A 21,750-nucleotide genomic window follows, 5' to 3' on the forward strand; every position below is an offset into this window, starting at 1 on the left:
TAGTACAATCTTACCAATATAAACAAGACCACCATTATTGATAGTCTTTTTAGGTAGATTTAGAACAATTAATTACAACATGTTTATAGTGTGATTAATATATAATAATTTCGCCTTATGACCTTTATCATAAACTGAACTATTACATGGGATATATTTTTTGTACCACGCTTTGTTAATGCATTTAACCTTCGTAGGTGTTGAAGGTTTAGAATTATTGTTTAGTATAGTCATATCATTAGAACATCCTGCGGTATTTAGACAGAATGTAACTAATAAACACGATAGTAATAATTTATTCATATAATCACTTCTAATTCTTTATTAGTTAACATTTTTTCATGAAATACGTTCTTTACTAATTTTACATTACATTAAAGTTCAGGAAATATTCTTCTACTCATAAATTGTTACATTTGCTCTAGGGGAACTCTATTAATAATAAAAGTCATTCTAGTCGAAGAAAGGCATCTTATTACTGATAAAGGTAAAACTGTTAGTTATCTAATTCTCCCAGTAATTATGTATTTGAAGTATGTAATACAGGAACTAATAGCAGAAAATGAACTGAAAGGTGCATAAATAGGGGTAATCTGGAAATAGATCGTTTGATTATTTATTGTACTATAGTTTTTCTGCAAAAAAAAGGTATTTGCAGAGACTAGATTATTAAAATTACAATGTAGGGAGCTGGGGAGGGAGTTAAAACAGGGTGATAAAAAAAGAGTTTTAGAAAATATACATGTGACAATTTTGAGTGTCATAGTTGTATTAATGTTGTTTTGTATATTAAGTTAAAATACTATAATAAATTTTATTTCTTCAATTTATAAAGAAATTTCACCTTCATTAGCTAATAATGTAGGGTCAATCCATATGGAAAATATGTTTAAACCTTTCCCTGAACATGGCCATGTTTAAAAGATTGATATAAACATGGAAAAAAACGTCTTGAATTGGGCGTTTTTTTAAGTTTATACTTTCAAATTCAAGAAGTCTAAACCTAGTGTGATTAAAATGAAAACATCCTCATAAAACTTAGTTTTAGTCATTGGTTTAATATGAATTATATTTATAATAATATAAAATGTTAGCAGGTAATAAATGAATTCCCTACACTCAGTATCAAACGTCTAATTCTTGTAGTAGAGTTAACTTCTCATGCTCATCAAGTTAACAAAATAAAATCCTATCTAAAATGAAATAATGCATATGTAGGTACAGTTGGCTTTAATTTAATTGTAATTAATATTATAATAAATAAATATAAAATGAAACACTATGGGTGAATGAATATGAAATGTGTATACGTTTGTAATAGCTGTTTGTGACAAATTCATATTAAATTTATCAAAAAGAAAGAGGAAAATGAGTGATGAAAATCAGTTCAAGCATAAATAACAGGCTTTATCCTTTAAATACTAGAGTTTTAAAGGGAACAGGTCCAAGTACTACAGCTTCACATTTGGTGAACAATAATCAAAAATACATTTCTGAAAATAAGACTGGGAATAATCAACTTTCTGAAAAAAATATAGAACAATATATTAATAACAAATATAATTCAATTAACTCACAAGGTCTCTCTATATTTGAATTTCTTAAAATGTTATTGGATAAAGGTGTACCTATGTCGATAATAACAGAAATATTAGTGGGATTTCTAGAGGGGCACAATAAGAAGATTGAAGAATCGGAGAAAGAAGTAGAAAAAGGATTAGAGAAAGGATTAGAAGAAGGAATAGAAGAAGGAATAGTGAATGCTCAAAAACAATAATAATTTTTAGTGAAGAGTAGTTCTATGAAAACATAGAGAATAAATTTTATGATCTTGTTTTCGGGGTATAACTTTTCTTGATATATAAGTTATAAAAATTTTAATTTCTATTCATCTATTTTTTGATTTAATAAAAATACAAATGAGACGCCACTGTTTAGCAGCATCTCATTTAGCTATATTATTTTTTCTAAATTAACTCATTATTAGCTAGCAGAATGAATTCTTTTAATAATACAACGCCTTCTTCCACTTTAACTTCTATTTTCCAGTACTTAAATGAGATAGTCTTCTATTATGAGAATCTACTCCCAAATTTTTAATTTCCATCAATTTTTGAAAATAAAGCAATTTGTAATCCTATCTTAAAAACCTCAGCCATTACTTTTATTTAACTATATATAATTCCTTAGATTTTTGATAAGTATCCAAATAGAATGTTTGAAGAGACATTAAGACTGATATTTTTAGCCATAACATTTCAATTAATATAAAAAGAATTTATCTTTTATATTTTATTTGTATTTTTTTAAAGTGCCTTCATAATTAGCAACGATAGAATACAGAGTACTATTTTGAGAAACTAGATAGAGTATTCCTTGATAAGTGCCATCATCATATGAAAAAGATTTAGGTATTTTTATTACATTTGGACCGAAAGGGGAGTTCGGGAATATTTTAACACAGTTTTTTACGTATTCATTTGTTTCTACATTCTGCGTTACATTTTTACAGTTTCCGAAGTATTGATCATGTTCATCAGCATGTGATGAGATTCCTCCTATAACTAATCCACCTAATGTTAATGCACTTACCACAAATTTTTTAAACATATAATATAATCCTCCTTTTTTAAATTGAATATCACATTTTATTCTACATTTTTATCTCATTGTTAATTTATAGTTCTTACGATACCCTGTGGGTAATAAACCATAAATTCAATTATTTTGCGTTTAACTATAAAAAGAAAGCAAAAACTCTCGTATCATAATTGTTGGCGAGACAAATCACAAGAGGAGTTTTCGCTATGTCGCATCTACTAGGGGTCACCATATCAAAAAAGAAAATTGTACGTTTAGATACAAAATAAATACAATTTAACCGATACCCTGTATGTTAAGAAACAGGGTATCAATCCCCAAAAACATATTTAATAGTATCTTTTTTAGAATCGCTCAAGTAATATTTTATTAGAGTCGAATTTCTTAGTTTTACAAATACAATTTATATTTGGAAGCCATTCTTTTTCATGGGTTATTTCCAATGTTAAATAGTTAATTGATAATTTTTTTCCACTAGATGCCAAAGGGTGTTTTAAAGAATAATTAATAATTTCAGTGCAAATAAGATTGGCTATTAAACTAATGTATGGACCTATGGCAGTAGTAATTGTTTTAGATTCTAACTCTAATAATTTTTCTTTTTTTAAGGAATTTTTTCCTAATAAATCGTGATAAAAACATTCTAAACAAGGTGTCTGATTAGGAATGCTAGTTAAAATTTGACCTGTCACACACCCTAATCCACCTGCTATAAGAGGAATATTCCTTATCTGTGAAAATAAATTAGACCATAATTGAATATATATAGGGGGGGAATCTGCTGCACAAACTAAGATATCAATGTCCTCAGGGAATATCTCTAATAAATCTTCTACACTATTTATGCGTTTTGTGAAGCCTTTTATAGAAATCTCGTCATTGAAATCTTTGATATTATTTATAGCTGATTTCACTTTATATTCACCTATATTAGATAATTTATATAAAAATTGCCTATTCAAATTTTTATATTCAATTTTATCAGGATCTACTACATAAATAGTATTTACCCCTAATCCTGCCAATTGTAACAATAAATTACTTCCCAGTCCCCCAAGACCAATAATCCCAATTTTTAATTCTTGTAATTCTTTTAAAATGTTCCCTGCTGAATTATCCATAGAAGAAAAGTTTGAAAAGAAATGAAGATTTGTTAAATGTCGATTATTATCTATAATAGGATTAGGTAAGCACTGTTCTATATGACCGTAATTATTTAATTCTTTGATAGTATCCCATACATCTTGTTTGGTTAATGAAGGGAATTTAGAGTGTAATATTTTAAAAATTTCTGTCACGCTCTTATTTCCATCTAATAAATTAAGAAGTTCTTTAAGAAAACCATCGCTATCTTTCAATACACTCATAAAATTTCGATCTTTGCCAATAATAATTTCTGTATCACTTATATAAGTGACAGGATGTATATCTTTTATTTTATAAAACATGATAAAAACCACCTCAATATATAAGATTTAAAAAAGGTGCTTTAAGAATTAAATTCTAAAACACCTTTTTTAAATCTTATGTTCCTCCAGTAGTACCTCCAAAAATCCAATCCCAAATACCTGATCTTTGATCAATTCTTTCAATATCGATTTTATTCATGTGAACTATTCACCTGCCTTTATGTAAATAATACCATTTTTTACTTTATCTTTCAATAGAGAATTTTCTATATATTTTTATAATTTAAAAATATATAGATTGAATATAAGCATTCAATCATTAGAAGATAAGTTGGCGAAAGCACAGCGTGTTCTTTTTAGAAGAATGAAAGGATCTTCTTGCTGGAATAAACAACGAGTAAAGGTAGCTAGAATTTATGAATACATATCAAATGCTAGAAAAGATTACTTGGACAAAATTTCAACTGAAATCATCAAAAACTACGATGTTATCGGTATAGAGGATTTGCAAGTATCGAATATGTTAAAGAATCATAAGTTGGCAAAAGCAATTAGTGAGGTATCTTGGTCGCAATTTCGATTAATATTAGAATACAAAGCAAACTGGTATGGCAAACAAGTCATTGTCGTATCGAAAACATTTACTTCCAGCCAATTATGTTCTTGTTGTGGATATCAAAATAAAGACGTTAAAAATCTAAACCTACGTGAATGGGACTGTCCTTCTTGTTGTACACACCATGATAGGGATATTAACGCAAGTATCAATCTAAAGCATGAAGCGATAAGGCTTGTAACCGCAAGGACTGCGGGGTTAGCCTAATCAATTAGAGTTCGATAGAACTCTTTACTTAGGAATCCCTCACTTCTAAACGAAGTGAAAGTGGGGGTAGTTCAATAGGAAATGTCATATGTTTACTAAAAAAGTTGAAAGTATAAAATAAATTTGAAGTAAACTAGAGAATTTTGATAAGCGCTTTAAGCAATTAATGAAAAATGCCTCCTGTATAAATACAGGAGGCATTTTTTGTTTTTCTTCAATTCAAATATCTCGTACTTTAAAAACCGTATAAATTAGGTAATTAAAATTTAAATATACTAAAGAGAAAAAATCCTAAAAAAACTAAAATTTACATATTTTCCAAATTAAATATGTAATTAAATGTAAAAGTATAATATAATTATTACTAGTTTCTTACAAAACAATTCAAACTTTTGAAAGGAGGAATGTTGTATAAGTGAATATTTAATCTTGTTAATAATATAGCTTTTATCTTTAGGACACTCTCTACCATCTGTTTTCTGATTATTTGAAAGTTTTAACTAACCACCATAGAGCACCAATCATAACTATAATTTCAAATACAATCAATGCTGTATTAGCTTTCTTTTTTTTGAACTCTTTTAGTAAATTGAGTAAAGCGACTATAAATAAAATTATAAAAAATAAGACCAAAAGTATATTCATTAAGAAACCTCCTGAAATTTCAATATTTTAACTTTATTATACATTAAATTAATACATATAATACATAAAATTTATATATATAATTATATAGATAAAAGGGGATTTAAGGTTATTGTAAGGTAAATGAAAGTTACTTGAAAGAATCTCAGTTTAATATAAAAGTATAACTTAACACAGGAGGGATGAAATAATGTTAAAGAAACTGGGAATAGGTTTAGTAACTTCCTTAATTTTGTTGAGTACAAATGGTATTGCTGATGCATCTACTAACAGCGTACATGTAAAAAATGAAATGATATCTAAGAGCACAAAAAAGTGCAGTGACTGTTGGCGTGTTGGTCAATCTAGGGTTGAGGAAGGAGTTGCAGCAAAGCATACAACAATAGATGGAGAAAAAGTTGTCAAATATACAGTACAGGGCAATGGAAAGGTTAGAATGGATGTCATTGGTAAAGGATTTGCTGAAATTAAAGTAACTAGGGAGAATGGGAAAAGTGTATATTATCAGTTTGAGGTAATTTAATTAGTAATCAAATATAGGTTTTCATTTTAGAACGTTGCCTTCCTATAATTAGGAAGGCTTTTATCATTTTAGCCAAGAAGACTCCTTCCTCAAGGAACGCGAAGTGAGTAGGTGGGAGATGAATTGGCTTCGAACAAGGGATGGCAAGAAGCCATCTTAATTGTTCGACATACATAAAGTGTTACTTCACTATCTATCGAATGTACGTTTGGTATATAATAGTCATATACCGAAATGGAGGTGAATCAAATGATAATTAATAAGGCCTATAAGTTTCGTATCTATCCAAATCAAGCACAAGCAATTCTAATTAACAAAACGATAGGTTGTTCTCGCTTTGTATTCAATCATTTCCTATCCCTATGGGATCACGCATATAAAGAAACTGGGAAAGGTTTAACATATGGTACATGCTCTGCCAAACTTCCTGCCATGAAGAAAGAATTTGTTTGGCTAAAAGAAGTGGATAGTATTGCGATTCAGTCGTCTGTTCGCAACCTTGCGGATGCGTATACACGCTTTTTCAAAAAACAAAACAGCGCACCGCACTTTAAATCTAAGAAGAACAACGTACAATCTTATACCACAAAACAAACAAATGAAAACATTGCCGTTGTAGGGAACAAAATAAAGTTGCCAAAACTAGGCCTTGTTCGATTTGCCAAAAGTCGCAAAGTAGAGGGGCGTATTGTCAATGCTACAGTTAGACGGAACCCTTCTGGTAGATATTTTGTGTCACTATTAGTTGAAACAGAAGTACAAGAACTTCCGAAAACAGATTCTTACATTGGAATAGATGTAGGACTAAAAGATTTCGCTATTTTGTCAGATGGAACCCACTATGAAAATCCGAAGTTTTTCCGATCATTAGAAGATAAGTTGGCGAAAGCACAGCGTGTGCTTTCTAGAAGAATGAAAGGATCTTCTCGCTGGAATAAACAACGAGTAAAGGTAGCTAGAATTCATGAATACATATCAAATACTAGAAAAGATTACTTGGACAAAATTTCAACTGAAATCATCAAAAACCACGATGTTATCGGTATAGAGGATTTGCAAGTATCGAATATGTTAAAGAATCATAAGTTAGCAAAAGTAATTAGTGAGGTATCTTGGTCACAATTTCGATCCATGTTAGAATACAAAGCAAAATGGTATGGCAAACAAGTCATTGTCGTATCGAAAACATTTGCTTCCAGCCAATTATGTTCTTGTTGTGGATATCAAAATAAAGACGTTAAAAATCTAAACCTACGTGAATGGGACTGTCCTTCTTGTTGTACACACCATGATAGGGATATTAACGCAAGTATCAATCTAAAGAATGAAGCGATAAGGCTTCTAACCGCAAGGACTGTGGGGTTAGCCTAATCAATTAGAGTTCGTTAGAACTCTTTACTTAGGAATCCCTCACTTCTAAACGAAGTGAAAGTGGGGGTAGTTCAATATTACATAAATAGGATAAAATAATAGTTCGCTAAATTGGCTAGGAACATAACTAAAAATGTCAGAGGAAATTTAGTAAATTGTTTCACATGAATCATCTTCTCTTGTTTGGATTAATACATATTAAAGTTTATTCTTTGCTTTTCTTTTATAAGAAAAAATAATGTATTTTTTCATTTTATTTTAAGGAGTATTTTGTTTGCTTAGCTTGATAGCAATGTGGTGTCCCACTTATCATTATGACATTTGCACTGGCTATGGCTAAAAATGAATATAATAAGATTTTCTATAATTTAGATAGATGAGATGAATAGGTAGTTTAATTAGTTGACTATTTGAGCTGCATATTGTTCTAAATTTGCGAGTGGCTCCCAAAAAGAAGGAATCGTGGACGTACCACATGATAAAGTGAGAAGCTTTAAAATGTTTACCTTCGTCTAAATACAAGTTATACATACATATATTGATCTTATTAAGGTATATATTACACATAATATTATGTTAAAGGTGGCGAATTGTATCATGAAAGATTTTGTTCTCGAAAAAGAAAACATTATTCGTAAATATGGTGAATGGACCGCTTATGATATTAAATTAACGGATACTCTATATACAAGAGATATTCGACAACCAAATCCTGCATTAAAAAAAATTGTGACAATGATTCAAGATATCACACAATGTGATTTTAAAAATCTTCGAATCTTAGATTTAGCTTGTTTAGAGGGGCATTACGCTATTGAGTTTGCTATGCAAGGAGCAACTGTTGTAGGGATAGAAGGAAGAGAATCAAACATACAAAAAGCTATATTCGCTAAAGATTTATTAAGGTTGGAAAACTTAACCTTTTATCAAGATGATGTAAGAAATTTAAGTGCTGAAAAATATGGTCATTTTGATATTGTTTTATGCTCTGGTATTTTATATCATTTAGACTGCTCAGATGTATTCCCCTTTTTAGAAAAAGTGTATGAAGTATGCAAAAGGTTTGTAATAATTGATACTCATATCACTTCTACTCCTAATGTATCAGTACTTTATAAAACTTATGAATATAAGGGACACACAATGCTAGAACACTCTGCTAATTCATCAATAGAAGAACGTTTAAAATCAAAATGGGCATCATTAGATAACGTTACTAGTTTTTGGATGACAAAATCCTCTCTATACAATTTTTTAACGCGAACAGGTTTCTCTTCTATAAATGAATCCAGAAGTTTAGTTCAAGAAGATAGGATTACTGTTGTAGCTTTTAAGAAATATCCTATAGAAATTAAAAGCTCTCCTGAAACAGAAAAATACATTGAACCCGATTATTTAGAATGCTAAAAATAACACTATATGTCATTCAAGTTAAAATCGTAAAGTATCCCTAAACAAAATTATCATTTCTCCAAAACCTAATTATATAAATGCAACCCTTTGTTTCCGTTTTGGGATACTATAAAGTTGTAGATAGTGATGGAATAGCACCGCATTACTATCAACTTAAAGAAATACTTCCGAAAATAAAAAATGAAAAAAATAATAAAAAAGCTTATCATTACGTGTTAAAAGATAAGCTTTTTTATTTTAGGGTAATTACAAGTATTGAAATTCTTTTAATACTCTCATAATAAACTTAAAGATGCTCTTTTCGACCTTGTAAAATTAACCCTTCACTATTTAAAAGCTGTGATATACCAAATAGCAACAACATTTCCATTTTTATCGAGTACTCTGCCTTCAGCTGCTCCTTCTTCATATGCTGTTACTACACCAGTTTTAGGGTTTACATAAATTTTATTTTCGCTAAATAAGACATATTTGTATTGTTTTCCGCTTGGCGTCATTGACCAAGGTTTCCCCACTTTAATGTGCATAAATTCACCTTGCACGTCAGATACTTGATAAACCGATTTTTTTGATTCTTGATTGTTTACTGCTGCGAGAGTTTTAGTAGTAGCAAAAGTTCCTAAACCTCCAATTCCAATGGTAGCTGCTAACGCAATTCCAACAAGTTTTTTCATGTGATAATGCCTCCTTCTTTAATTCATATCTGTATATTAAACGGTTAGTCTTTCATGTCACTTTCATTTACCTTACAATAACCTTAAATAGATTTTTTGAAAATTCTGACCGATGCGAGGGAGAGTATGAAAAAAAATATATTAATTGTTGATGATGACAAAGATATTATTGATCTTTTAAAGCTTTTTTTAGAAATGGAAAATTTTTTTGTTGTAGAGGCTTCAAATGGGGAAGTTGCCTTAAAGTGTCTAGAAGAAAATCATATTGATTTAGCTATTGTTGATATTATGATGCCTAAAATGGATGGTTATCAATTAATTAAAAAGATTCGTGAGACGTTACAATTACCAATACTTATATTGTCAGCTAAATCTCAAGAAGTAGATAAAATTATAGGTTTAGGGATTGGAGCAGATGACTTCATTACAAAGCCATTTAGTGCTTTAGAAATTATAGCTAGAGTTCAAGCTCACCTTAGAAGGTCCTATGAATTTAATGATAAGGCTGTAGAAGGTAAGGAGAAGCAAATTCATATGGGTGATTTAGTATTAGATCATCATTCTTGTACACTCTATAAATCAAGCGAAACCATTACTCTCAGTGCTACGGAATATAAAATCTTAACACTTTTTATGGAGGAACCAGGGAGAATATTTACTAAAAAACAAATTTTTGAAAGTGTATGGTCTGATTATTACTGTGCAGATGATAATACGATTATGGTTCATATTAGTAGACTACGAGAGAAATTAGAGGATTCTCCTAAGAATCCAGTTTATATAAAAACGATCCGGGGGCTTGGATATAGATTTGCTAGGAAGGAAGAACTTTATGAAAAATAAAGTTTTATATATCTTAATTAAAAATTACGTTATATTTGCACTAGCAATAGGTTTCACTGTGATAATTTTATTTATATTTTTGATGTACCAAACAGAGAAGCAACTAGGAAAGCTAAATAATTTAAAAGCAAGTGAAGTAGTGCGTGAAAACTTTGAAACTATTAATTCAGAATCAATAGAAACATTTGGCGGTTGGATAGAAATTCTTAATGAAAATTTACAAGTTATCTATACCAAGGGGGAAAAGAAGGATAAGCTTTTATCATATTCACAAAGAGAATTTGCTACTTTATTTTTTGATAATGATAAGCTTCCTTATTATTCATCTGTAGCAACATTTGTAACGAAAAAAGGTGAAACATTATATTGCCTTGTTAAGGTTCCTAAAAAAGCAATAAAGTATGAATATACGTTTTCTGATAAAAATGAGGAATACGTATATGTTTTTTATAAGATATTACTTTCTACAATCGTTTTATTTTTTGTATTTTTCTCTATGAATGTATATATATTTAGTAGGCAAATTGCTAGAAAAATAACCAGACCATTGGATAAACTAGCAACTGGATTTGAGGAAATTGCTAGTGGGAAATATGATAAAAGGTTAAACTATGAAACATATTTTGAGTTAATGCAAATACAGCATTTATTTAATGTTATGTCGGAAAAACTCGATAAAATAGAGAAAGAGAAGAAGAGGTTAGAAGAAACCAAGCAGAAGATGCTTGTAGATTTGTCTCATGATTTAAGGACACCAATTACAACCGTTCAAGGTTATGTTGAAGCATTACAACTAGGGATCATTACAGAAAAAGGTGAAAGAGAAAGAACTTTGAATGTAATATATAATAAGATTCGAATCATTGCGGTATTAACTGAAGATATTTTTGAACTGTCTAAATTAGAGCATTCTGATTACCCTTTTGAAGTACATCCAACTGATGTATCTGAGTTTATTCGTGAATTGCTTGTAGAATATTATGATTTATTCCAAGCGAAGCGCTTAATCCTTCAATATCAAATACCCTCTAAAGAAGTGATTGCTCCAATTAACAACAGGTTACTATACCGTGCTATCTCTAATATAATATCTAATGCTCTACAGTATAATACGGCAGGTACGACCGTGTTTGTATCGTTAATTGAGGATGAAAGCAAAGTATATATAAACATTATAGATAATGGAATTGGAATACCTGAGGATATGAAACAAAGTATTTTTGATGCATTTGTTCGAGTAGATGATTCTCGAGAAAATAATGGGGGATCAGGTCTTGGATTAACTATCGCTAAGCATATAGTAGAAAAACATGGAGGGAGCATAAATTTAGATAGTACAAAGAAAAAAACACATTTCTGTATTTCTTTACCTAAATGCAGTGTGTAAATATCTTATGAAAAGTGTTAGTAAGTTAAATGGTTGAATAAAGAGCAAACGCACGATTTAGTTCCTTTAAACTTAACTCTGGTTCATATAAAATTGTATAAACATAGCAACTTAAAACTGCTCTTCTTTTTGTTAAACTTCGTAACTTTATCAGAAATCTATATTAGCATTTATGTATATGAAGTAAGCATAAAAGGAGATACCATATGAAAATAACAAAAATAACATGTAGTATGATGTTTAGTTTAATACTATTAACATCATGTGATATATCGGATAAAGAAATTAAACAAAAAGCTCAAAGTTATACAAAATCGCAGTATGGTTTTTCTGTTAAACTAAATGAAGTTGAAATACCGGGGAATTATAAAGATTTACTGGGGCCAGATGTACGGATAGCTCATGTACAGCAAGTAAATGAACCGTATTTGCAGTTTCAGCTAGCTTTGGATGGACGAATCTCTCCAAAAGTAGATAGTGATAATTATAAAATCAAAAAAGAAGCGAATGATTTAAAAGAAAAGTTCAATACATATTATGCTGGAAAAGAGAATAACGATATACTCACGTTTGAACAAATGTATACGGGAAATATTGTTTTTGATAAAAAGGAAGAAGCAGAAAAAGAAAAGAAAAATGTAAAGAAATATGTTACGGCAGTTTTTAGAAGTAATATATTTTTGGATGTAAACAATCCTGTGCATATGGAAAAATTAGCAGAGCTGGCAAGAAGTATTCAAGAATTTAATAAGATAAATGGAAATAATAAGAGTAGTGTGGAAGATATAACGATTCAGTTGCCAAATGCGGATAAGGAGCTACTACAGAGCATTGCAGTAGATTATATATTAACAGCTGATGATGCAAAAAAAGCTCTTGAGAGAAAAGAGCATTATATGGAAGCTTTACTGCTTATAAAATAAAAAAGGGGCTCATTTCGATTTCTTGTTTTATCATTTTAGTCAAGGTGATTCTTTTAAAACCTCGTATAAGTAATCAGTACGATAAAATGGGAGACATTAGTCATTGCTTATCGATGGTAAAGTAGACGTATATAATTTAATAAAGAACCCATGCAACAATACAAATAATAATTTATATGTGAACGTAAAAAACACCAAGATGGCCCTGGAGAGGAGAGAGGCAGTCTTGGTATTTTATAGTTAAGATTACGATTTTTTAAGTAATTTTCATATTCTGTTCACCACACTAACATCAAGTCCTTTAATTCAATCGTTTTAAGTTCGCAAGTGTATTCTTCATCTTCCACATATCGGTGGGTAATCTTTGTATAAACTGATCTTATCTCTAAATCAGAATTGTTACCCCATCACCATCAAGTTAAAGTTTTTTAGGTCCCAAAAATGAAAAATATGCTATTCCATTTGTAGAATTATAGGAAGGTTGGCGTATTTTTCTTTTTGTTTTGCTAACTTGATGTTAATGTGGTGTAACCTTAAGTATTTAAAAATTAAAAAAGTCCCTTAATCATGTTAAAGGGAACTTGCTCACGCAAATGATCTGTAAATCAATTCATTTTTGATATACAGATCATTTGTATGATAATTTTTATAAATAATTGCTAAATAGTGAATTTACATAAATGCTTTTAGAAGTTCTTGAATTAATGGGATTGCTCCACCTATAAATTTTAAAACTGCCATTGCGATTTCCATATTATTCGCTCCTCTTTTTTCTTATTAAGATGTGGTGAATCTTTATAGTTTTATTATAGTAAGCGTTTACAATTGTAACAATACATTTATTTATGCAATATTGCATATTTATACATTAGGCCTCTATTAGCCATTTTTTAATGTTACCATAGCAAGGTAAGAGTCTATAAGGGTTCTTCTTAATAGGAGGAAATATGGAAAGAGTGCAAGCGATTTACAGTAATCAAAAATTTAAGAGTTGGGTTAAACAGGTATTAGCTGTAGGAGGAGTAATAGGGTGCTGCTATTTGGTGTTATATGTTTTCTGTTTCTTAGTTATTACGTAAATATTATACAACTAAACTAGTAGAGTCTTGCCTAGAGAGGTAAGGCTCTTTTATTGTAGTACCTGGAGATGAGCAAACTACATACAATACCTCTCAGGTTTTTCAGATCACTTTGTATAGTTCCTTGTTTAGAACACTAATTCCTAGCATTGAAAACAGAATTCTATTGATAAAAAATATGTTTGTACTAGATACAGATTAAAAAGACAAGCATAAATTATATTAGATTTTGGAAAAATCTTATTGACTTGGAAAAGGATTTAAATCTTACTTATAGATTTGATTCCTTTTCATATACTATAATCCTTATATTGCTACGTAAACATAATACAGTAATAATGATTTAAAAGCAAGAATTTTAGTAGCGGTACGTTACACATCCATCAATTTAAGAGATTTCTTCAGGTAAGCTAATAAGAAGTTATTACAGAACATTGCAGTAGATTTTGCTTGCATTAACCGCTGAGGATACAAAAAAGGCTCTTGAAAGAAAAGGGGAATATATGAAAGCTCTACAGCTTACAAGGTGAAAAAGAGACTCATTTTAAAACTGTTTTAACATTTTATTCTTATTAAGGAACAAAATAGAAAGTGAAGGGTAGTAGTTTACAATTAATGAGGGATAAGCAAAAATAATTGTTAACAATATTAAGTGCAGCATCTTAATTGTAAAATCTTTTATTTTTCTGCAAGTACAATCCCTGTTAAATAAAAAATACATCTCTATAGAGATGTATTTTTTATTGTTTTTCTATTTTAGGGTGTTAAAAAATTTTTAAGTTAATGGATGTGGAGTCTCGCCACATAATAAAAAGGTAGGAATATATTTAATATATTTCTACCCTTGATTTTATTGAGTTTAGCATCTATGATCTAAATATCACAGAAGGTAGTTTTCTTTTATACTTCTATATCTTTCCCTTCTGCTACCACTGTATCTCGCCACAACACAAGTAGTTTTCTAAATTCAGAGGTCTCAATTTTACATTGGTTATTTGGAGCACTCATAAATAAGTTAATAGCACTGGTGTAATTAGGTTCAATGTAGACTGCTGCTACGTTCCCTTCTATTTCATATTGCGGAACTTTTTGGTCTACTACATTATCTAAAATTTGTATATACTCATCTGCTTCATCATCTAAAATATCTTCCAAGAAATGAGAAATTATAGAAATTTCTTTTGGCAAACGTATTCTTAATCCGCCAAGTCCATCACGATAAAATTCGTATGTATATTTCATTTTTTACCTCCTAGTATAAACAGGATATGCTGTTATTATCTCATTATTTTGTATAATCATTTCTACTTTAAATCCGTGGGATGTTTGTCCTACATATCTAACTGTATCGACTTGAATCTTATTATCGTATGCTTCTTTGATAGAATCAAGTACCTGTACTCTATCCCAATCCTTAGGGAAAAATGAAGAAAGCGCATTTTTTGTTTCACCGTCTACTTTTATTTTTGCTCTATATACTCCCGCAGAATTTGGTGCATGGGTAATTCTAACTATTTCTCCTCCACCCATCATACTTTCATGGTGATATCCAACAGCTTTTAGTCCCCACCATTTTTGTTTTAGTTCCCCGTGAAAAAGGTGCTCCATAAGTGATGAATCAAAACTATACGGAACATTGCCACCATTAGTTCTGCTACTATTAATTCTTCCACTACTAGCAAATTGATAGGTAGAGAGTTTTTCTTCAGCTTGTTTAAAGTCTGGTGTGTCAAATCTAGATCGCAAACCATCTCCACCAGCAAAAGCAAATCGATCTTTTAATGGTAAGTGGCTTGAAATATAAGGTGTATCACCTGAAAATTTTGTTAACTTTACAGAGTCTCCAAGGGAAGTTACTTTTCCAATTTGGCCTGCTCCTTTATCTCCAAGCCATCCTAAACCAAACTCCATAAAAATATTTGTTCCCCATTGTGTACGACTTTCAGCATCGCCATGCCAAAATTCATTCATAAAAGTGTCTGAAAAAGTATTTATCATGGTATATGCGGTTTCTATAGGATGACCTGCAGCATATTTTAGGTTTTCCTTTGTCACTGTATCGTCTAACGAATTGTATGTCTCTACTAAATCGCCAATAAATTTTCCGGATCCATTCCAAACCCCTTTTATAAACTTTTCTAGTATATTTTTTTCAGAAGAACTACTTAATAGTATACCAGATTCGATTAGATTATTTGTTTTTATACTATTATCTAATCGAATATTATTGTCTAGATATTCATGAATAGAATCTGCCCATTCCATATTTATTCTTTGTGTACTAAATGTACCGCTTGCAGGGCTAAAGCCTTTTCCACTTTGAACTTCAGCAAGGCCTGCAGCGATACTAGCCGCTAATTGAATCGCGGTAGCATAGTTATTACTAGATGTTTGATTAAATTCATATAGATGTTCTAACTTTTCCTGGATTTTACGGCGCATCTCAATAAATAGGTTAACCATTGCATCCATATCCGGTAGTGGCATAATTTGTTTTGTAACTTCAATACTTGCTATCATTCGGTCAATCTCTCGGATTTGTTCTAATAGTTCTTGTTCAACTATATCTGTTGAGGCGACTCTTGATTGAAACTCAGCAGGAAAAGATTCATTTTGATGGAGTAATTCTTCACATAGGTAAATAATCCCCTGTGCTAAAGGAAGAAACGTTTCTGCAAAATACATTTTCGCACTATCATAAGTCTGACCCTGTAGGACAGAATCACCAACAAAACTGTCGATAGACTGGATTACTTGCTCCATACTTTGTATAGTAGCAGTACAAAAAGCATACATAGTGTTTGTTTGGGATTGTACCTCTCCAAGATACATATTTAAACTCATAAATTGGCCTCCCTAGCAAGTTTTTGTTTTTGATGAGTGAGGTCATTTTCTAGATTGTATAATTTTTGTTTCTCTTGAATTAATGTTTCCTTTTGTTCTTCTAATTTATAAGAAAGGCTTCTTTCAATTTGTTGAGTTTCTAATTGTATATTGGTAAAAAAGCGAAAGAGTTCTTTATCACCATGCCATGTTTCTAAAATACGATGAAAAAAGCGATGGCTGCGTATTTTTAATTCTTGAAAGTCTGCTTCTGCTTGTTCTTGTGTTTGTATTGCGCGTTGATTTTGGTATTGTTCCTCGGATAGATTCATTAGATTTTGACTCAAGACCTTCATTTTTTGTTCTATTTCTTGATTCATTTTTTCCGCCTACCTTTTTGCTTATATATAAGTTAACAGAAGGGATAAAGGAAAAATTCTTAAAAAAGCTAAAAATTCTTCTGTAATTCGTTGTCCATTCGTTCAAACTCTGTTGCTACAGACTGTATATTGTCAATGGATTGCTGAAAGGCAGAAAGAAATTGTCTAGTTAATTCTAATGCTTGCTGGTTTGCTTCCTGCGCTTTGGAATTCACGATTAAAGTTGTACGTGTTGCGTGCGTTATTGATTTACCTGTTGCATTTTGAATTGCGTCAGAAGCTGCTCTCATTTGAGTAGCAATTTGTTCAGCTTTTTGAACATTACTTTGAAAGATTGCCATTATAATATAACTCCTTACTTCAATATGTTTTTTAATAGTAAAAAGAAAGGGCTATGTATTTTATTATGTTTAATATTAAATTAGCAGTATTTTCATATGTTTTAAAACATAGCCTTATATTAATTGATTGATCCATAAAATGGAATGCGATATTAATTATACCAATAAATCACTAGATTTACTTAGGCGAATTTTAGCTTTCATACAAAATCATTCATTTTATAATAAAGCACATTATATTGTAGCCTAGAAGGATAGTAGAGCTGTGGAAATACAAAAATTAATGAAAGAGTTTGAAATAGCCCCTAACTCTGCTGTTGCAGCAATTCAGAAAATCAGAATAGCGTTATGGGTTATTGGAGAGCAGTATAAAAATAAATCAACCAAGGAATGGAACTTGAGTAAATAACATAGCATATAGGAGGAAAAGCATGAAGATTTGGCAATAAAACTTTCTGATTTATGGGGAGAAATTTTTATTGAATGTGTAGAAGGGGGATAAACAAAGTGACTGTCCTATGTTTGGGGAGAAACTGGTACCTTGATGGTTAGTGAAAGGGCAAAAGAATTATTAAAGTCTATATTAGGTGCTAATGTTGAATTCTTACTTTTTGTAAGCAAATCAATTAGTGAGGAATATTATTTAGTTCATGTTTTGAATGTACTAGATGCAATTGATAGTAATAAATTAATTTTTTAAAAAAACTGATTACAGGTTTAATAATAGGATGTGAAAAGTTCACATTTGATTGTAATGTTGTTCAAAATGAAATAATTTTTAAGGTTTATATAAATGGAAAAAACTATCCTACGGCTGTTTTTATTTCTGCCGCGTTGAAAGTTCTTATTGAACAAAGTGATTTGAAAGATTTTGAATTTATTGAGGTATGGGATTCAGAGGCGGGTGCGTAAAGAAATTTAATAAAATCAGATTATTGATGTAAATTCATACCCTAAAAAGTAATAAATAAAAATATAAGAGGCTTCTGTATTTGCATAAGCCTTTTCTTAGGTTTAAGCGCAGAAAGCTTGAAGGATATGAATGATACCAATATAAATTATGAATTTAATGTAAGCTATAGAGAAATGATTGAGGCAGGAGTTGATCAGAAAACTGCTAGAAAGGTATTGGTAGATGCTTATAAATATTTTGATAGTTTGGGGGGATGAAAAATGATATATTTATCCAATGTTTCTGGTTTAATAAAAAATAATCCAGCAAATGATATTGAAATTCAAGAAATAGAAGATGTAATGAAAGTTGAATTACCAAATGTACATAAAGATTTATTGAAATATACAAATGGTTTTTCTATAGGTGGAGGATTAATAATTTATGGTACTGATGATATTATAGAACGAAATGAGACTTGGGAAGTAACAGAATATGCAAATGGTTATGTTGCTATTGGTGATGATGGTAGTGGCAATGTTTTTTTAATGTCGCAAGGTGCAGATGTACGAGAAGTAAGGGCTGTTGATTCTGGTGATATGAATCCAAATCATGCCACTGTAGTTACATTAGATTTTATTGAGTGGGTAAATACGGGTTGTTTGAATCAAAAAATACAGAAAATAAAAGAAGAAATCCCTGATACGTGTAATATAGTGTTAATAGAAATTCCTAATGGGGGATTAAAAGATTTAGTAAAGATAAAAAGTGTACTCGCACTTGATATTTCAACAGGGGAACTATTAAAAGGATCGAAAAACCTTCCTTTTACATTAGTAAAAGGGGCTCCATATGGTAAAGCAAAAAAAATAATTGAAAAATTAGGATCTATTGGTTTAGCACTAAATACAATACCAATGGATAAAAATAATTAATGTTAAACATAATTTGAAATTCATTTTTAAATGCCTGATATTAATTTAATAATTTATAAAAAACGAACTAACATTTTAAAGGTTAGTTTGTTTTTTATTTTTTTACAAGAATTAAATAAGGAATTTGAAACAAAACAGTGTTACATGGAATAGGAAGAGATTTATCAGAAGGTAATTTACGATTAAATGAACCCAAGAAACAACTAACTAAATAAATGGTAATAATAAAGGAGAATATATATGAAGATTTGGCAATTAAAAAGCTCGACTGATGATTATGAAACCTTTCAATTATTGAACTATGAAGAGGATAAAAAATATTTTAAAACTAGTTTTAATTCTATGGTGAGTTTGTCAGATTCATGGACGCCTAAGTTTATTGAGGTAACAGATGAAGGGAAATCAAGCGATTCTCCTATTTTTTGGGGAAAGTCTGGTGTACAAATAATTAGTGAAAAAGCCAAGAATGTTTTAGAGCCTACAGTAGGAGATAATATTGAATTTTTACCATTAATTCATAAACAAACAAACAAAAAATACTATGCTATGCATGTTTTAAGGGTGTTGGAAGCACTTGATACTAATAAAACAATCTTTGATAAGTTAAGTTCAGGTTTAATAATAGGATGTAAAAAATTTGTATTTATTCCTTATGTTGTCCAGCACGAACTGATTTTTAAATTGAATGTAAATGGGAAGGTACATCCTAACTATCTTTTAGTATCAGATCAATTCAAAAATGCAATTTTAGAGAGTGAATTAAAAGGTTTTCAATTTACTGAAGTGTGGGATTCAGAAGAGGGTGCGTAAAGAAATCTAATTTAATTAGATTAGTAATGTGAATCCATATCTAATAGAGTAAAAAATAAAGCATTAAATTCAAGAAACTTACACTATTGAAAAGAAAGTTAACTATTAAATCTACCATATGCATAAGTCGATTATAAGATCAGGGAAATTCAAATATATGTAAATATTTTACATTTTTGTAAAAGACATTCATTGACACTTGTGTATATAAGTAACTATACTCGTTACATCAAATTGAATGCGTGTTAATAGGATTTCATTATTATTACAAACATGTAAATATAAAAATAGAAAATCTCAATTTGATAAATACAATGGCAGAGGTGTTTATTTTAATGAAGCACAAATTAATTGCAACAGGTATCCTTGCAGGAGCTATATTATCCTATTCTTCTAATATTTTAGCAGATACTCATAAATTCCCTGATGTTCCTACATGGGCTGATAAATCCGTTAACTATTTAGTTGATAAACAGGTATTAAATGGTTATCCAGATGGAACTTTTGGTTCAAATGATTCCTTAGACAGAGCTTCGGCTACAAAGATTATGACAAAAGTTTTAGGGATACAAATTGACCCTAATGCAAAACCATCTTTTACAGATTCACAAAATCACTGGGCTACTCCTTATATTGCTGCTGCTGAAAAAGCTGGGATTGTTAAAGGTGAAGGTAATGGAATCTTCAATCCATCCGGAAAAGTAACTCGCGCTGCTATGGCTACGATGCTAGTAAATGCATATAAACTACAAAGCACACCAAATCATAATGATCAGGTTAGATTTGAAGATTTAAAAGGGCATTGGGGAGAAAAATATGCCAATATTTTAATAGATTTAAAAATCTCTAATGGTACCGAGAACGGTTGGCAACCAAATAGATTTATAACACGTGCTGAAGCTGCTCAACTTACTGCAAAAACAGATATGTTACAACAAAATTTAAACGATGAAAAAGAGGTTATTACTGCTACCTCATATGAAGATTTAAATTTAACAGTGGCTTCGAAAATTACAGCTCAAGAGATTGATAGTTTTATTGCGAAATATCACTCGGATAGTCCTTTAGTTGGACATGGGCAAGATTTTATTAATGCGCAAAATCAATATGGCGTGAGTGCTCATTATTTAGCGGCGCATGCGATTTTAGAATCTGGATACGGAAAATCAGAAATCGCATATCAAAAACATAATCTATTTGGTCTACGTGCATATGATGGAGATCCGTTTAAATATGCGAAATATTTACCAAGCTATGGCGATAGCATTGCTTATAACGCTAATTATGTACGAGAAAGATATTTAGAAGAAAGTGGTATGTATTATAACGGCCCAACATTAACTGGCATGAACGTGAAATATGCATCAGATAAAGGCTGGGCTAAGAAAATTGCAGGTATTATGGAACGTATTAAACCGTTTCATGTAGAAGACTATACATATGCCAAAAAATTACCAAAGAATCCTGAAACATTAGATGTCGACGCGTTATCTAATGAAATTCCATATAAAATGTATGCAGACGGTTCAAGCTCAAATGTTGTATCATCAGCTACTTACTATCAGGTACCTTATCCATTTAATTTGAAAATTAAAAGTAGACCAGAGGTAGCTATCGAGGAGAATGAAGTTGGTACAGTAACTCCTGGAACAACCATCTTTATTTATCGTGAAGATCCGAATGGATGGGTAGAATTCTCTTTTGAAGCTAATGGAGAAAAATATTGGACATTAAAAAATAAATTAAGTATGTAATTAAAAAGATCTATTTCACTAGTTTTAATCACATATAATTGAGAGACAAGTTTTTTACTTTCTTAAAATAAAGTTATGTATACAAGAAAAGTTAGAGAATTATTTTCTCTAACTTTTCTTAGCT

General features: G+C 30.3%; 21 protein-coding genes and 3 pseudogenes. 15 read left to right on the forward strand and 9 right to left on the reverse strand.

The window, feature by feature from the left end:
* The first annotated feature begins 1,375 nt into the window (after positions 1–1,375).
* A complete protein-coding gene (locus V7S45_RS30180; protein ID WP_342762162.1) occupies positions 1,376–1,777 on the forward strand; it encodes a hypothetical protein in 402 nt (133 codons plus the stop codon).
* Positions 1,778–2,292: 515 nt separating this feature from the next.
* Here V7S45_RS30180 and V7S45_RS30185 read toward each other — a convergent pair.
* Both V7S45_RS30185 and V7S45_RS30190 read right to left on the reverse strand, forming a co-directional pair.
* On the reverse strand, positions 2,293–2,610 hold the full coding sequence (locus V7S45_RS30185) for a hypothetical protein (RefSeq protein ID WP_025690336.1): 318 nt from the start codon (positions 2,608–2,610) through the stop codon (positions 2,293–2,295).
* A gap of 335 nt (positions 2,611–2,945) precedes the next feature.
* Positions 2,946–4,049, reverse strand: a complete 1,104-nt coding sequence (locus V7S45_RS30190) for a ThiF family adenylyltransferase (protein WP_342762051.1) — start codon at positions 4,047–4,049, stop codon at positions 2,946–2,948.
* Positions 4,050–4,326: 277 nt separating this feature from the next.
* Between V7S45_RS30190 and V7S45_RS30195 the strand changes: the two are divergent.
* Positions 4,327–4,833, forward strand: a pseudogene (locus tag V7S45_RS30195) (RNA-guided endonuclease TnpB family protein); the annotation flags it as partial.
* A gap of 483 nt (positions 4,834–5,316) precedes the next feature.
* On the opposite strand, the gene V7S45_RS30200 reads toward V7S45_RS30195, so the two are convergent.
* Positions 5,317–5,478 (reverse strand): hypothetical protein, encoded by a 162-nt coding sequence (locus tag V7S45_RS30200; protein WP_179206965.1) that lies wholly within the window; start codon positions 5,476–5,478, stop codon positions 5,317–5,319.
* A 190-nt stretch (positions 5,479–5,668) separates the two neighbouring features.
* On the opposite strand from V7S45_RS30200, the gene V7S45_RS30205 reads away from it, so the two are divergent.
* From V7S45_RS30205 to V7S45_RS30215, 3 genes are all read left to right on the forward strand, one after another.
* Entirely contained in the window at positions 5,669–6,001 is a 333-nt protein-coding gene (locus V7S45_RS30205) for a hypothetical protein (protein WP_025690260.1), read from the forward strand.
* A 249-nt stretch (positions 6,002–6,250) separates the two neighbouring features.
* Positions 6,251–7,372: an IS200/IS605 family element RNA-guided endonuclease TnpB gene (gene tnpB, locus V7S45_RS30210; protein ID WP_342762052.1), complete on the forward strand. Its 1,122-nt coding sequence runs from the start codon at positions 6,251–6,253 to the stop codon at positions 7,370–7,372.
* Positions 7,373–7,969: 597 nt separating this feature from the next.
* A complete protein-coding gene (locus V7S45_RS30215; RefSeq protein WP_025689730.1) occupies positions 7,970–8,779 on the forward strand; it encodes a methyltransferase domain-containing protein in 810 nt (269 codons plus the stop codon).
* Positions 8,780–9,111: 332 nt separating this feature from the next.
* Here the strand turns inward: V7S45_RS30215 and V7S45_RS30220 are convergent, their stop codons facing one another.
* Positions 9,112–9,459, reverse strand: coding sequence for a hypothetical protein (locus V7S45_RS30220; RefSeq protein WP_025689731.1), 348 nt, complete (start codon positions 9,457–9,459; stop codon positions 9,112–9,114).
* Between the two features lie 126 nt (positions 9,460–9,585).
* Between V7S45_RS30220 and V7S45_RS30225 the strand changes: the two genes are divergently transcribed.
* The 3 genes from V7S45_RS30225 to V7S45_RS30235 all read left to right on the forward strand — a co-directional run bounded on the left by V7S45_RS30225 (position 9,586) and on the right by V7S45_RS30235 (position 12,612).
* Positions 9,586–10,302 (forward strand): response regulator transcription factor, encoded by a 717-nt coding sequence (locus V7S45_RS30225; RefSeq protein ID WP_342762053.1) that lies wholly within the window; start codon positions 9,586–9,588, stop codon positions 10,300–10,302.
* Positions 10,292–11,689, forward strand: coding sequence for a HAMP domain-containing sensor histidine kinase (locus V7S45_RS30230; protein WP_025689734.1), 1,398 nt, complete (start codon positions 10,292–10,294; stop codon positions 11,687–11,689). The genes V7S45_RS30225 and V7S45_RS30230 overlap by 11 nt, the downstream gene beginning before the upstream one ends.
* A gap of 206 nt (positions 11,690–11,895) precedes the next feature.
* Positions 11,896–12,612 (forward strand): hypothetical protein, encoded by a 717-nt coding sequence (locus V7S45_RS30235; protein ID WP_000704987.1) that lies wholly within the window; start codon positions 11,896–11,898, stop codon positions 12,610–12,612.
* 672 nt (positions 12,613–13,284) lie between these two features.
* Here V7S45_RS30235 and V7S45_RS30240 read toward each other — a convergent pair.
* Positions 13,285–13,471: pseudogene (locus V7S45_RS30240) on the reverse strand (hypothetical protein).
* A gap of 88 nt (positions 13,472–13,559) precedes the next feature.
* Here V7S45_RS30240 and V7S45_RS30245 point away from each other — a divergent pair.
* On the forward strand, positions 13,560–13,691 hold the full coding sequence (locus V7S45_RS30245) for a hypothetical protein (protein ID WP_000442766.1): 132 nt from the start codon (positions 13,560–13,562) through the stop codon (positions 13,689–13,691).
* A gap of 900 nt (positions 13,692–14,591) precedes the next feature.
* Here V7S45_RS30245 and V7S45_RS30250 read toward each other — a convergent pair.
* From V7S45_RS30250 to V7S45_RS30265, 4 genes are all read right to left on the reverse strand, one after another.
* On the reverse strand, positions 14,592–14,933 hold the full coding sequence (locus V7S45_RS30250; RefSeq protein ID WP_000878117.1) for a hypothetical protein: 342 nt from the start codon (positions 14,931–14,933) through the stop codon (positions 14,592–14,594).
* Between the two features lie 3 nt (positions 14,934–14,936).
* Positions 14,937–16,535 carry an EndoU domain-containing protein gene (locus V7S45_RS30255; protein ID WP_025689737.1) on the reverse strand — a complete coding sequence of 533 codons (1,599 nt, stop codon included), beginning with the start codon at positions 16,533–16,535 and terminating at the stop codon, positions 14,937–14,939.
* Positions 16,532–16,894: a DUF3958 family protein gene (locus V7S45_RS30260; RefSeq protein WP_001070984.1), complete on the reverse strand. Its 363-nt coding sequence runs from the start codon at positions 16,892–16,894 to the stop codon at positions 16,532–16,534. Before V7S45_RS30260 ends, V7S45_RS30255 begins: the two co-directional genes overlap by 4 nt.
* A 68-nt stretch (positions 16,895–16,962) precedes the next feature.
* Positions 16,963–17,235, reverse strand: coding sequence for a TIGR04197 family type VII secretion effector (locus V7S45_RS30265; protein ID WP_025689740.1), 273 nt, complete (start codon positions 17,233–17,235; stop codon positions 16,963–16,965).
* 265 nt (positions 17,236–17,500) lie between these two features.
* On the opposite strand from V7S45_RS30265, the gene V7S45_RS30270 reads away from it, so the two are divergent.
* From V7S45_RS30270 to V7S45_RS30295, 6 genes and pseudogenes are all read left to right on the forward strand, one after another.
* Positions 17,501–17,644: a hypothetical protein gene (locus V7S45_RS30270; RefSeq protein WP_342762054.1), complete on the forward strand. Its 144-nt coding sequence runs from the start codon at positions 17,501–17,503 to the stop codon at positions 17,642–17,644.
* Positions 17,645–17,680: 36 nt separating this feature from the next.
* Positions 17,681–18,147, forward strand: a pseudogene (locus V7S45_RS30275) (DUF1629 domain-containing protein); the annotation flags it as partial.
* A gap of 174 nt (positions 18,148–18,321) precedes the next feature.
* Complete coding sequence (locus V7S45_RS30280) at positions 18,322–18,405, forward strand: hypothetical protein (RefSeq protein ID WP_342762163.1); 84 nt, start codon at positions 18,322–18,324, stop codon at positions 18,403–18,405.
* Between the two features lie 3 nt (positions 18,406–18,408).
* Positions 18,409–19,062 carry an SMI1/KNR4 family protein gene (locus V7S45_RS30285; protein WP_025689742.1) on the forward strand — a complete coding sequence of 218 codons (654 nt, stop codon included), beginning with the start codon at positions 18,409–18,411 and terminating at the stop codon, positions 19,060–19,062.
* A 240-nt stretch (positions 19,063–19,302) separates the two neighbouring features.
* The gene (locus V7S45_RS30290; protein ID WP_000708216.1) at positions 19,303–19,872 is read left to right on the forward strand and encodes a DUF1629 domain-containing protein; all 570 of its coding nucleotides are present in this window, start codon (positions 19,303–19,305) and stop codon (positions 19,870–19,872) included.
* 335 nt (positions 19,873–20,207) lie between these two features.
* Complete coding sequence (locus V7S45_RS30295; RefSeq protein WP_342762055.1) at positions 20,208–21,626, forward strand: S-layer homology domain-containing protein; 1,419 nt, start codon at positions 20,208–20,210, stop codon at positions 21,624–21,626.
* Positions 21,627–21,750: the final 124 nt, after the last annotated feature.

The sequence above is a fragment of the Bacillus sp. BR3(2024) genome (assembly GCF_039134555.1).
In the GTDB taxonomy this organism is placed as follows: Bacteria; Bacillota; Bacilli; order Bacillales; family Bacillaceae_G; genus Bacillus_A; species Bacillus_A cereus.